A 13236-nucleotide genomic window follows, 5' to 3' on the forward strand; every position below is an offset into this window, starting at 1 on the left:
CACACCTTGGCGGGTTTTTTGTTGCTGGCAGGTTTAGAACGCGCCCATGTAATCGCGCTTGCCGACTTCAACACCGTTGTGACGCAGGATCGCGTAGGCGGTGGTGACGTGGAAGAAGAACTGCGGCAGGCCGTAGGTCAGCAGGTAAGCCTGGCCACTGAAGCGTTTTTCTTTCGGGGTGCCTGGGCGGGTAACGATCTCGATACCTTCCTTGCCGTTGATTTGTTCAGGCTTGATGCCATCGATGAAGGCCAGCACCTTGGTGATCAGGGCTTGCAGCTCGGCGAAGGTCACTTCGGTATCGTCGTACTTCGGCAGTTCGACTTCGGCCAGGCGGGCAGAAACGCCTTTGGCGAAATCAACGGCGATCTGCACCTGACGCACCAGCGGGAACATGTCCGGGTACAGGCGCGCTTGCAGGAAGGCATTCGGGTCGATGTTTTTTGCCGTGGCGTGAGCTTCGGCCTTGTTCAGAACATCGCTCAACGCATTGAGCATTTGCTTGAAGACCGGAACGGAAGCAGCGTACAGAGAAATAGTCATGGCAGTCTCGTAGGGTGGAGGGTGTTGTGAAAGGAGTAAAACGTGGGCGCGATTATAGCCCTGCTTGCAGCGACGTGCGGCGTGTCTTTGATCTCGCAGCAGCGCTAACCGGTCGGCAAGTGCATCCATTCACCCTAGCGCCCTCGAACAAACTGCACGATGACTTCAAAGCCATCTTGTTTACCCATCGCGGGCGACACGAGCGTCATCGTCGCGTTGACGCCTTGGGCAATCGTCAGCGCAATGGCCAGGCCAAGCCCCGAACCCTCAGCGCCGCTTTCACCTCGCACAAAACGCTCGGTCAGGCGTTTCAATATCGGCTCAGGCACCACCGGACCGGCATTGACCACCCTCAAAAGTGCCTGACTGGAAAGGCTCACCTCAATGGGTTGATCCGGCGCGCCGTGCTTCATCGCGTTCTCGATCAGGTTGCGTACAAGAATGGCAAAAGCGTCAGGATCAATTGCCGACAGCACGCTTTGCACGGCGGGCAGAACCAGATGAACCTGCTGACCGGCCGCGTGATTGCACTCATCCACCACATGCGCCAGTACGGGAATGAGGTCTTGCGGCACTTCGGACAGAAGCCCGCCGCCTTCGGCCTTGGCCAGTTGCATCAGCTTTTCCGAGAGTCGCGTCAGCGCCTGGAGAGAGGCCTCGATCTTCGCGGCGCGCACTTGAAGCGGGCCCTCAGGCGCCTCGCGACGTAACCGCTGAATGTGTGCCAGCGTCGCCGCCAACGGGGTACGCAGCTCATGGGCACTGTTGGCCGTAAAGCTGCGTTCCGTCTCCAGTGCCTTGCGCAGTCGCTCCATCAGATGGTTGACCGCCTCGGCCAACGGGTCGATCTCCGCAGGCAATCGATCCACCTTGATAGGAGACAAGTCACCGCCCCCGCGCGTCTCGATGGCTCGGCGGTACGCCCGAACGCTGCGCAGGCTGACGTGCACGAACAACCAGGTGCCCAGCAAGCTGATCGGAATCAGTGCCAGCAACGGCAGGAGCAACGCGAACAGGGCCTCCTGAGCGGCTTCGCGTCGATGGGCCAAGGGCTCGGCCATCTCGATAAAAACGCCTTCGCGCGGTGCGCTGGTCCCGTACAAGCGGTACCTGGAAGTGGTCGTGAAGCCCTCCACCGGCAGCGGATTGAATATGTCAGGGTCGGCATCATGAGATTGCATCAGTATCTCGCCCCTGGCATCGCGGACCAGGTACGTCAGGTATTCCTTGCGCACTTTGAGCGGTGCAATATGTCGAGCCTGGCGAGGCTCATCACGGCTGCCGATTTCGAGCACGGCCAATGGCAGGATTCGCTGTGCCGTCTCCTCCAGTGCACTGTCGAAGGCCTCGTTCAATTCGTGTTGCACCACGACCCAGGCGCCGACGGTCGCCCCCAGCCAAAGCAGGGTCATGCCCAGCGTCAGCCCCAGCCCCAGGCGCTTTTGCAGACTCGACGCCGGCTTCATTCCGGCATCAACCGGTAGCCCATCCCACGGACCGTCTCAATCATCTCGCGGCCCAGTTTCTTGCGCAGACGGCTGATATAGACCTCGATGGTGTTGCTTTCAATTTCGGCGCCGAATGCATACAGGCGATCTTCCAGCTGGGATTTCGATAACAACGCGCCAGGGCGCTGGATAAAGGCTTCGAACAATGCCCACTCGCGAGCGGTGAGGTCCACCGTCATGCCGGCGCGCAGAACCGTGCGAGCGGCCATGTCGATCTGCAGCCCGCCCACTTTGATTTGCGGATTGGGATTACCACTGTATCGCCGCGCCACCGCCGCGACTCGGGCGGACAACTCGAAGAGATCGAAGGGTTTGACCAGATAGTCGTCAGCCCCCGCATTCAGGCCCTCGATGCGGTCGGATATCTGGTCTCGAGCCGTGAGAATAATCACCGGTGTGACGTCCCCTGCCCCGCGTTGCTGGCGCAAAAAATCCAGCCCTCGCCCGTCCGGCAGCATCAGGTCAAGCAAGATCAGGTCATAACGCGTCGTTCGCACGCTGCTCTGAGCGTGATCGAGGCGCTGCACCCAGTCCACCGCGTGGCCGTCATCCGCGAGTTGCTCACGCACCGCCTCGCCGAGCCCCACAGCGTCCTCAACCAATAAAACCCGCATTGCCACCCTCCCGTGATGGTTCGCCGTACAACACCTTGGCTGACGAACCTGACAAAGGCCTGAATTCCCCTTCAGGTTGCTGTCAGCTTACAGGCGCAGGATTGAGCCACAACGCTTGAACGGGAAATCCACCATGAAAAAGCTGACTGCTGCGATTTGTCTCGCCACCGCCATTGCGCTGCCGGGTCTGGCCCAGGCGCGGGAAGTCACCCTGACCACCCGGCTGAAAAATTACGACGGCAATGACGCGTACCTGGCGTTTTACGTGACCGACGCCAACGGTAAATACCAAAAAACCCTATGGGTGGCCGGCAAAAAGGCCAAGTACTACAGGCATTTGTCCGACTGGGCACGTGGCAACGGCTTGAACCCCAGCGAGTTTGACGGGGTCAGCGGCGCCAGCGTCGGTAGCGGGCGCACCCTGAAAGTGAGTGTTGAGTTGGCAGACACGCTGATTGATGCCGGCTATCAGATCCGCGTCGACAGTGCTGTCGAAAACCAGCGTGAGGCCCGCTCCGATATTGCCGTGCCATTGACCACCCAAGGAGCGGGAAAACCTTCGGCCGGCAGCGGTTACATCGAGTCCTTTACCTACGACATGTGACACCGGCACCCCTTGGAGGCTGACCATGCTACGCCCGTTTCACTCACTGCCAGGCCTTGTCGCGGCCCTGCTGGTCATGCTGCTGGCGATCAGCGGTGCGATCCTGTCGATCAATCCGGCCCTGGAAAGACTGAACGCGACCGTACCGGCATCCGGTCAGGTAAACGTTGCCGAGTTGGCCGGTCGAGTGGCGAACCACTACTCTGAAGTCGAAAAAATCCGCCGTACCCCCTCGGGCTCAGTCATCGTGTATTTCACCCAGGACGGTCAGAGCGCTGCCGAGCGCGTCGACCCGCTGACCGGAGCAGGTGTTGCGAGCTATACGCCCTCCGCGTTCACCCGCGGGGTAAAAGACCTGCACCGGTCATTGCTGTCAGGCACGCCGGGACATGCGGCAGCCGGCATCGGCGCACTGTTCATCTTGATACTGTCGATTTCCGGGGCTGCGCTGCTGGCACAGCGCCTGGGCGGCTGGCGGCGCGTGATGCGGCCACTGCACGGCAGTTTCAATCAGCGTTGGCACGCTGAAGTCGGGCGCTTGGCGATTCTGGGCTTACTGTTGTCCGCGTTGACCGGGCTGTACATGTCGGCCACCACCTTCAACCTGATCTCGGACGGGATGCAACGCGAGCCGGTGTTTCCGACCACGATCAGCAGTGGCCCGGCAGCACCGGTCGCGACCTTGCCAGCGCTCCTGGCGACTGACCTGAACGACCTGCGCGAGCTGGCCTATCCCAGCGTCGGCCATCCCGAGGATTTCTTTTCGTTGAGTACCGCGCAGGGCGACGGCTATGTCGATCCCGTCAGTGGGGCGCTGTTGTCTTACGTGCCCCACGACCGCATGCGTAATGCCTACGAATTCATCTACCAACTGCATACCGGCGAAAGCCTTTGGTGGCTGGGCCTGTTCCTCGGCGTTTGCGCGCTCAGCGTGCCGTTGATGAGCGTCACCGGTGCGCTGCTGTGGTGGCGTCGTCAGTCGCTGCCGAAAATCCGTCACAACAGTGGCGCGCAAAATGCCGACACGGTGATTCTGGTCGGGAGCGAAAGCAACACCACCTGGGGTTTTGCCAACACCTTGCATGAGGCTTTGCACCAGACCGGCCACCGGGTCCATACCGCGCCCATGAACCGGCTCGCGGTGGAGTATCGCAACGCCCGACGACTGTTCATCCTGACCGCCACAACCGGCGACGGTGACGCACCCGCCTCGGCTTCGCAGTTCTTGAATCGACTGGCGAATGCCCGCGTAAAGCCTGGCCTGGGTTTTGCCGTACTGGGATTTGGCGATCGGCAGTTCCCGAAGTTTTGTCAATTTGCCAAGGACACTCAGGCGGCTCTGCTTGCTTCAGGCGGATCGCAGCTGCTGGAACTTGAAACCATCAATCGCCAATCCGCCCAGGCGTTCACCCGCTGGGGCAGCGCCGTTGGCCGATTGCTGGGCCATGAACTGACGCTGGTACACACCCCGCGACTGCCGGATACCACGACCTTGGCGTTGATCGATCGCACACAATACGGCGAACACGTGAACGCGCCCACCCAGATCCTACGTTTCAACGCAGTCGCAACACCCCACTCGACGGGCGAGTTCAAACACAAACTCAAAGGCAACGGCCTGCCCCGGTTCCAGGCCGGAGATCTGGTTGGCGTGCTGCCGCCCGGTTCAAGGGTGCCGCGCTACTACTCGCTGGCCAGCGGATCGGATGACGGCGTTCTGGAAATCTGTGTGCGTAAACACACTGACGGCGTGTGTTCCGGATTGCTGCATGACTTGCCACTGGGAGGACAGATTGAAGCCTTCATACAGCCCAATCCCGAGTTTCGCCCCGGCCCTGGAAAACAGCAGGTGATTCTCATCGGTGCCGGTACGGGGATCGGCCCTTTAGCCGGTTTTATCCGCAACAATACAGCCAGGCAGCCCATGCACCTGTACTGGGGCGGACGTCACCCGGCGTCCGACTTTCTCTATGAACCCGAGCTCAACCGCTATCTGGCGGATCAGCGCCTCACCCGGTTGCGCGCCGCCTTCTCCCAAACCCATGAGCGCAGCTATGTGCAGGACCGCCTGATCGCCGACGCCCTGGCACTGCGCCGCTTGATTGAAAAAGGCGCCCACGTATTGGTGTGCGGGAGTCGCGAGATGGCCAAAGGGGTGATGAACGCCCTGGATGAAGTGCTGGCCCCGCTAGACTTGAATGTGCTGACGCTCAAATCACAAGGACGCTACCGTGAAGATGTCTACTGACCCCCGGCGCCATAGCCTGAGCGGGGAGACCATGGGCACCCGTTACAGTGCGGTGTTTTACGCCGAGCCATCGGTGGATGAGACCGCCATCAACAAGAGTCTGTTTGCGGCGGTCGACAAAGTGGATCAACAGATGTCGACGTGGAAGGCCGATTCCGCGCTCAACCGTCTCAACGCAGCACCCGAACAGCAATGGCTGCCCATATCCGAGGAACTGGCCACCGTCCTGGCCACGGCGCTGCGGGTGAGTCGTCAATCCAGCGGGGCGTTTGATATCGCCGTGGGCGATCTGGTCAATGCCTGGGGCTTTGGGCCTGGCGAACAACGACCCAGCTCAGCGCATATCAGTGCCTCGGATCGTCAGGCGCGCGTGCCAGCCACTCAAGCGCTGGAGATTGATCCGCTGCGCAACCTGGCCCGTAAACGCTCAGCGACTACCCTTGATCTATCAGGCATCGCCAAGGGCTTTGCGGTGGATGAAATGGCACGTTGCCTCGATGGTTGGGGGATAACGAACTACCTGGTGGGGATCGACGGTGAAATGCGTGCGCATGGGGTCAAGCCGGGTGGAGAGTCCTGGGTTGTTGCGATTGAAAGACCCCGCCGCGGCATTCGTGAAGTCATGGGGGTGATGGAAATCAGCGATGCGGCGATTGCCACGTCCGGGGACTATCGTCACTGGATCGAGGTCGCGGGGCGGCATTACTCGCATACGATGGATCCGGCTCTCGGAGCCCCCCTGTCCAACTCACTCGCGGCAGTGACCGTGGTCGCCGCCACCTGCATGCTCGCCGATGCATGGGCCACCGCGCTGATGGTCCTGGGAGAGAAAGCCGGTCCCGAGCTGGCGCAGGAGCGCGGCATGGATGCATTGTTCGTGGTACATGATGGCGAGCACTTCAGGGAAATATCGGTTGTTGCCGGACGGCTCCAGGCGCAGATTGAAACTCGCTGAAACGACCAGGCCAGCGGTTGATTTTTTCAGGCATTTTTTGATCGGCATCGATTCAACGACAGTGAGTAGATTTCAACGATGAAGTTCTTTCGCAGACACGCTGAATCCCATAAACATGAGCGGATCGGCTGGCTTCGGGCCTCGGTGTTGGGTGCCAACGATGGCATCGTATCGACCGCCAGTCTGTTGATCGGCGTCGCCGCCGCCAATGCCACCCACAGCACCTTGCTCGTCACGGGGGTGGCCGGGCTGGTGGCGGGTGCGATGTCGATGGCGGCGGGCGAATACGTCTCCGTGCATTCCCAGGCCGATACCGAACGGGCTGATCTGTTGCGCGAACAAACGGAGCTTGAGACGGCGCCGCTTGCCGAGCACCGGGAGTTGGCGGCCATCTACGTGGATCGCGGCGTTGAACCCGAGCTGGCCAGTCAAGTCGCCACGCAGCTCATGGCACACGATGCACTGGGCTCGCATGCTCGTGACGAGCTGGGCATTTCCGATGCGCTCAGCGCAAAACCGCTGCAGGCGGCAATGTCCTCGGCGGCCAGCTTTATTGTGGGCGCTGCATTGCCGCTGGGCGTAACCATCCTCGCGCCGGCTCACAGTGTGATTGCCTGGATATCCGGCATGTCACTGATATTCCTGGGCGCTTTAGGGGGCATTGCCGCCAAGGCAGGCGGCGCCAATCTTCTGATCGGCGCATGGCGGGTGACGCTGTGGGGCGCACTGGCGATGGCCATTACCGCAGCAGTCGGTATTTCATTTGGTGCCGCTGCAGGTTGAAAAAGCACAATCTCGCATTCACAGCCGTGTCCATTCGACTGGTTGCCCTCCTTCTGATCTAAATCAAATCCCGATAGGTCATTCACGTAGAAATTGAGAGCCAGTGTTCACACCACTGAATTCGCGGTGAGCGCGAAATCTCTCGTCTCGTGGAGGCTTCCATGGCAACACATGTGCAAGGCACCCAACCGACTATTCCAGGCATTTCGCCCCGCCCTGAAGCGGGAAGCTTGCGCCAACTGGAGCCCAGAAGACTGTCCTTGAGCCTGTTGATCGCTCTGGTGGTCGGCTCGATGATCGGCAGCGGAATTTTCAGTCTGCCGCAGAACATGGCCGCCAGCGCCGGTGCCGGTGCGATCCTGATCGGCTGGTTGATCACCGGCGTCGGCATGCTGTCACTGGCGCTGGTTTATCAAACCTTGTCCAACCGCCAGCCCGAACTGGATAACGGCGTGTTTGCCTATGCCCGCGCATTGGGCGGCGAATTCCTCGGTTTCAACTCGGCCTGGGGTTACTGGATCAGTGCCTGGATCGGTAACGTCAGTTACCTGGTGATTCTGTTCGCGGCGCTGAGTTACTTCTTTCCGCTATTCGGTGAAGGCAATAACAAAGCGGCCATTGCTGCGGCGTCCCTGGTGCTGTGGTCCTTGCACTGGATGATTCTGCGGGGCATGCGCACCGCAGCGCGGGCCAATGCGCTCACGACCCTGGCCAAGATCGTTCCGTTACTTCTGTTTATCGGCCTGGTGATCGCGGCGTTCCAGCGCGAAACCTTTATGGTCGATTTCTGGGGCGCGCCGGCACTGGGCAGCACCCTGGATCAGGTCAAAAGCACGATGCTGGTGACCGTCTGGGTATTTATCGGCATCGAGGGCGCCAACGTGTTCTCAGCCCGCGCGGCGGAGCGGGTCAATGTGGGACGCGCCACCGTCATCGGCTTTGCCCTCACCTTGTTGCTGCTGATTGCGGTGTCGCTGTTGTCACTGGGCATTCTCAGGCAACCGGAACTGGCCGCCCTGAAAAACCCGTCGATGAGCGGCGTGCTTGAGGCGGTGGCCGGCCCTTGGGGAGCGATGCTGATCAGTATCGGCCTGATCATCTCGGTCGGCGGCGCCTTGCTCGCCTGGACGCTGCTGGCGGCAGAGTCGGTGTTCACACCGGCCAAGGAAAAGGTCATGCCGGGGCCGCTGGCCCTGGAAAACACCCATGGTGCGCCTGCCAATGCCTTGTGGATTACCAACGGCTGCATTCAGCTGTTCCTGCTACTGACGCTGTATTCGAGTGCCAGTTACCTGGCCCTGATCTCCCTGGCGACTTCGATGATTCTGTTGCCGTACCTGTTCAGCGGCCTGTATGCGTTGAAGCTGACGTGGCAGGGCGCGACGTATGCCGGACACAAAGCCCTGCAATTGCGCGACATGGCGATTGCCTCGGTCGCAACCCTGTATTGCTTCTGGCTGCTATACGCCGCAGGGCCGAAATACATGCTGCTCAGCGCCCTGCTCTATGCCCCCGGCTCACTGATTTACCTGGCCACCAAACGGGCTCGCCAGGATCAAGCGCTGAACGGCTTTGAGTGGGGATTGTTGATCGTTATCTGGGCCGCGGCAGTCTTCGCCGGCTGGATGTTGTGGGCAGGGAAACTGGCCTTGTAAGGCCACATGAAAGGATCTGTTTTTTCTCGAGGCAGGCGCGGGCGTCCAAAAAGCTTGCAGCCCACCCCGACATCACCCAAGAGGAGAAGTGAAAAATGTCCAACTCCGTGAAGAAAGTACCCGTACATACTGAAGACAAATCCAGTCAGCCCCCAGTGACGACTGACCTGTGGCGTCCTCTGCAAAAACTGCGGCAACAGGTCGACCACCTGTTCGAAGACTTCAATCGCGGTTCTTCAGGATTATCGCCGTTCGGCCGTGGGCTGTTCGATGTCGATCCGCTCTGGCGTCGGGAACTGATCGGCCACAGCATTCCTGCGGTGGATATTACCGAGAAAGATAAAAGCTTCGAAATCACTGCCGAACTGCCCGGCATGGATCAGAAGAACGTTGAGATCAAACTGTCCAACGGCAGCTTGATCATCAAAGGCGAAAAACAGGAAGACAAGGAAGAAAAAAGAAAGGGCTATCACTTGTCCGAGCGTCACTACGGTTCCTTCGAGCGGGTGTTCAACCTGCCAAAAGGCGTTGATGCCGAGAAGATCGAAGCGAGTTTCAGCAAAGGTGTGCTGCACATATCGCTACCGAAGAAGCCCGAGGCCATGAAACCGGAAAAAATCGTGCCGATCAAAGCCGACTAGCCGGTGGCCGCCCTGCCCCCTTGCCGGGAAACCGGCAAGGTTTTTTTTTGCATCGAACATCATGACGGGTCACACACCGCCCCCTATTAGCAGCCCGTCTATCCGTTTGCCCGTTCGTATGCCGGTTTTCTGATGTGGATCAGATTCTCCCTATGACCGACTCCTATTCTCGAGTTGACCCCCACGGTATCGAGAGGAGCTGGAGATGAAGAAATCAGGTTTGATCGGCCAATACATATTGATGGCGGCAAGTGCCTTACTGTTGCCATCAGCCAGCGTTTTTGCCTACCCGCCCATGTCATCACCCGGCGGCATGTCCAGTTACCACTCGGATTTCGACTGGGTCAAACACACGCAGCAGACCCTGGATGATCTCAAGGGCAAGCTCAATCTCAAGCCGGAGCAAATGCCAGCGTGGGATACATGGGCCGCGGGAGTGATAGCAGATGCCAATCAGCAACTGGAAAAGGACAAGCCCGGAGGCGATGAAACGACGAGCACGCCGAAAGCCCTGATTGATCAAACGACACCGCAAAGAATGGCCAGGGGGATAGAGCGTCTGCGCGCACATACCAACTGGATGCAGGCGCAGTTGGCGCGTCTGGATGCGGCTCAGGTGCGCACCAAAACCTTCTACGACGTCCTGGACCCGCAACAAAAGACCATTTTCGACCTGTTCTGGACGGTGATGCATCACCGATTCTCCGGCCATGACGGTGGGCAGATGCCAATGCACATGTTCAAACACCGGATGGATAGCGACCAGGACGAAACAGGCAAACAGTAAACGTTACTCACTGCACTATTGGGTAGACATCATGAATATCAACTCGGTAAAACGTTGCACGCTGATAGGGGCAATCCTGATCGCCACGTGCCTTGCATTACCGGCCAACGCCGACCGACACGGAGGCGGTCATATCGGCGCTCCGTTCTGGTGGGGCATCGGTCTTGGCTTGGGACTGGGCTGGGAAGGCGCGTACCTTCGTGGTCCGTATTACTACCCCTCCTACCCGGTTTACTACTACCCGCCCCCTGTTTATTACTACCCGGCCAACCCGCCCGTGGTGGCAGCGCCCCCCAACACCCAGCCTGCGCCCAGCTGGTATTACTGCCCTTCAGCCAAAGGCTACTACCCTTATGTGCACCAGTGCCCTGAAGCGTGGCGCCTGGTTCCGGGGACACCCTCCGGCCCCATACACTGAGTAGGCGCAGCTGATTTCGCAAAGGTCATCCGGCACGTTACTGACGAAAAGGAATGGAGTGTCTCAATCCCTCATCAACAGCCGCTCATCCCCGGGCGGAACAGGAGCTCAGGAACGCCTTGAGCTCCTTCAGGGAACGGGTGTTGAGCACATCGGGCTTTTCCAGCCAGGCACGGCGTGCCTGAGCGACCCCATACTGCAAATAGGCGAAGTCAACGGTGCGATGCGCATCCGAGTTGAGCGTTCACGCCGCATTGCGGTAGGCCCGGATACGAAAAGGATTGGCGTCCCGTGCCGCAAAGGCCCTCATTATTTTGCCCCAAGTGCCGCAATGTAATGAGCGACAGATTCGGCATCGGCATCAGACAATGAATGAGTGACCTGTTTCATCATGGCGCCACGCGGGCGCTGGTCGGTCTGTTGAAAAACCTTGAGCTGGCGAATCATGTAATAGGCATGTTGACCCGCCAGGCGCGGAAACTGACCATTGCCCTGGCCGTCGGCACCATGGCAGGAACTGCACTGAGCGACGCCCGACTCAGGCAAGCCTTTGCGAAAGATCAACTCACCGCGCGCATCAGGCTTATCGGCGTCAGCCTTCATGGGGCTCTGACTGGAAAAATAGTCGGCCAGTTCGCTGATCTGGGTCTCTGTCAAATGGGTAAACCCCCACATGTATTGAGTCCCGGTTACATCGCTGCGTGCATGGCCCTTGAAGTCCGCCAGCTGCAACTTCAGGTACTCTTTTTGCTGGCCGGCCAACTTGGGAAACATCGGCGAGATGGACTCCCCCGTCAGCCCATGGCACATGGAACAAACCTTGTCGACCATGGCGATACCGGGCATGGGCGAGGTTTTTTCCGATGCCTGCTCGGTCGTACCGGTGCAGCCCGTGAGCGCAACCACGCAGAGGGCAAGAAATAAATGCGATCGATTGAAAGAACTCTTCATGCCCATTGCGTTCATGGTCTACGCCCCTGCGTTCAACTGATCAAAACGCGTACCACATATAAAGATACGTAGTGTCGTTCTCACTGGCATCACGGCCATTGCCGTCATAGTTGTTCGTTGCGCCTAAATAGCGGGTGAAATAGTTGTACTGGAGCCCGACCCTCAGGTTCTGCATCGGTAACCAGAACACCTCTGGCGTCCACATTCGTGTATCGGGTGAAAAGTTGGCGCTGTCCGGGTACGCCGTGGCGTCCGAGCTGCCATTGACATTGGTATACGCCAGACTCGCACCATATTTGGAACGGTACACATAACTGCCCTTCAGTTTGAAGGATCGCAGGGTTGCAGGTCCGTCGAAGAGTGTCTGGGTGTCATCCCTGATTTCTTCCTTGACATAGCGTATCTGTGCCGTGAATGCATGGGGCTCAAGGAGGTACTGATACTGGCCATCGAAGCCGACGTCCCGGTACTCGGTGCTGCCCTGGCCGTGGATCGGATTGTTGGAATCATCCATGGGCAGAATTTTGGCATTCATCGCAAAGGCGCCCACCATCACGTTTTGGGCCCCCCACTCGTAGGTATAGGCCAGCCTTGCATAAGGGCTTGAGCCATCCATGTACGTCAGCGGATGGTAGGTGTCACCCTTCTTGTTGCCCAGGCTCAGAAACTGCCATGTGTCTTTGGCGGTCTGGTAGGAGGTCAGCTCCAGATACAACGACTTGTTCAAATAAACATAGGCACCGATACCCGCCACCTGTTGAGCCAATCCCCCCTCAATCAGGGTAGAGGTCGGGACCCCGCCGAAGGCGCCCAAGGTTGAACTGACATAGGGATAGCCCCAGGCCGGCGTGCTGTTCCAGACATCCTGAACCGTGGGGTTGTTATTCAATGTAACCCCCCAGATGACATCACTCGAGGTATCCACCCGGCGGTCTGCATAACGCAGGTCGAAGTTGTCCGAGCCCAGGTGACTGACCCAATTACCCGAAGCATCCTGGTGGTCATACGAGCTGTAGGTGAACTGGGCGAAGCCGCCGATGACGTCAGTGATTTTTCCACCGAGGAACACGCTGCCGAAATCAATGATGAATTGCTTGTCTTTGGGTGAAATCGAGCTGCCCGCGCCGTCGCTGTTGTTACGCGTTGAGGTAAAGTCGCCGACGATCATGGCCGCCAAGGGGTTGGTTCGTACGCCATTGGTATACCCCGTCAGCTTGAACAGGCGCCCATAAGGTGTCAGTTCAGGAAACTGCCCACCGGCATGACAGGCAACGCAACTTTGCCCTGTCTGACGTGCAAAGGAAGGCAAGGCCTGCGCTGACTGACAAAACAGCAGCACTAATAGCGCCCCCAACAGGGTGCCCGGTCGCCGGAGCAACTTGATTAAAAAAGCTGACCCGGAAAAAAACCACCGCTCCACCGCCGTCTTCCCGCCTGCCTCGCCGTTCTTCACATACATTTCAGTTCCCTCTGAAGAGACTGTCGAACGATTCAACTTTGAATGGAGCCTAGCCAGACGCTGGCCATTT

The 13236-nt window shown here is 59.0% G+C and carries 13 protein-coding genes; 8 read left to right on the plus strand and 5 right to left on the minus strand.

Features of this window, described 5'->3' with window-relative positions; genetic code table 11:
- Positions 1-33: 33 nt before the first annotated feature.
- The 3 genes from BK658_RS14830 to BK658_RS14840 form a co-directional block, all read right to left on the minus strand.
- On the minus strand, positions 34-543 hold the full coding sequence (locus BK658_RS14830) for a DUF1993 domain-containing protein (protein WP_123582921.1): 510 nt from the start codon (positions 541-543) through the stop codon (positions 34-36).
- A gap of 134 nt (positions 544-677) precedes the next feature.
- A complete protein-coding gene (locus tag BK658_RS14835; RefSeq protein WP_123582922.1) occupies positions 678-2009 on the minus strand; it encodes a sensor histidine kinase in 1332 nt (443 codons plus the stop codon).
- Positions 2006-2665, minus strand: coding sequence for a response regulator transcription factor (locus BK658_RS14840; RefSeq protein ID WP_123582923.1), 660 nt, complete (start codon positions 2663-2665; stop codon positions 2006-2008). Before BK658_RS14840 ends, BK658_RS14835 begins: the two co-directional genes overlap by 4 nt.
- A 133-nt stretch (positions 2666-2798) precedes the next feature.
- Between BK658_RS14840 and BK658_RS14845 the strand changes: the two genes are divergently transcribed.
- The 8 genes from BK658_RS14845 to BK658_RS14880 all read left to right on the plus strand — a co-directional run bounded on the left by BK658_RS14845 (position 2799) and on the right by BK658_RS14880 (position 10756).
- A complete protein-coding gene (locus BK658_RS14845; RefSeq protein WP_123582924.1) occupies positions 2799-3269 on the plus strand; it encodes a DUF2271 domain-containing protein in 471 nt (156 codons plus the stop codon).
- A 25-nt stretch (positions 3270-3294) separates the two neighbouring features.
- Positions 3295-5517, plus strand: coding sequence for a PepSY domain-containing protein (locus BK658_RS14850; protein WP_123582925.1), 2223 nt, complete (start codon positions 3295-3297; stop codon positions 5515-5517).
- Positions 5507-6472, plus strand: coding sequence for an FAD:protein FMN transferase (locus tag BK658_RS14855; protein ID WP_123582926.1), 966 nt, complete (start codon positions 5507-5509; stop codon positions 6470-6472). The genes BK658_RS14850 and BK658_RS14855 overlap by 11 nt, the downstream gene beginning before the upstream one ends.
- Positions 6473-6550: 78 nt before the next feature.
- A complete protein-coding gene (locus tag BK658_RS14860; protein WP_123582927.1) occupies positions 6551-7255 on the plus strand; it encodes a VIT1/CCC1 transporter family protein in 705 nt (234 codons plus the stop codon).
- Between the two features lie 161 nt (positions 7256-7416).
- Positions 7417-8910 (plus strand): arginine-ornithine antiporter, encoded by a 1494-nt coding sequence (gene arcD, locus BK658_RS14865; RefSeq protein WP_123582928.1) that lies wholly within the window; start codon positions 7417-7419, stop codon positions 8908-8910.
- 95 nt (positions 8911-9005) lie between these two features.
- Positions 9006-9551 (plus strand): Hsp20/alpha crystallin family protein, encoded by a 546-nt coding sequence (locus tag BK658_RS14870; RefSeq protein WP_123582929.1) that lies wholly within the window; start codon positions 9006-9008, stop codon positions 9549-9551.
- A 205-nt stretch (positions 9552-9756) separates the two neighbouring features.
- The gene (locus BK658_RS14875; protein WP_123582930.1) at positions 9757-10338 is read left to right on the plus strand and encodes a Spy/CpxP family protein refolding chaperone; all 582 of its coding nucleotides are present in this window, start codon (positions 9757-9759) and stop codon (positions 10336-10338) included.
- A gap of 31 nt (positions 10339-10369) precedes the next feature.
- Positions 10370-10756: a hypothetical protein gene (locus BK658_RS14880; protein WP_123582931.1), complete on the plus strand. Its 387-nt coding sequence runs from the start codon at positions 10370-10372 to the stop codon at positions 10754-10756.
- A 309-nt stretch (positions 10757-11065) separates the two neighbouring features.
- On the opposite strand, the gene BK658_RS14885 is transcribed toward BK658_RS14880, so the two are convergent.
- Both BK658_RS14885 and BK658_RS14890 read right to left on the minus strand, forming a co-directional pair.
- Positions 11066-11722: a c-type cytochrome gene (locus BK658_RS14885; RefSeq protein ID WP_185019834.1), complete on the minus strand. Its 657-nt coding sequence runs from the start codon at positions 11720-11722 to the stop codon at positions 11066-11068.
- A gap of 25 nt (positions 11723-11747) precedes the next feature.
- On the minus strand, positions 11748-13166 hold the full coding sequence (locus BK658_RS14890; protein ID WP_123582933.1) for a cytochrome C: 1419 nt from the start codon (positions 13164-13166) through the stop codon (positions 11748-11750).
- Positions 13167-13236: the final 70 nt, after the last annotated feature.

It is taken from the genome of Pseudomonas brassicacearum (genome assembly GCF_003732175.1).
Lineage (GTDB): Bacteria > Pseudomonadota > Gammaproteobacteria > Pseudomonadales > Pseudomonadaceae > Aquipseudomonas > Aquipseudomonas brassicacearum_G.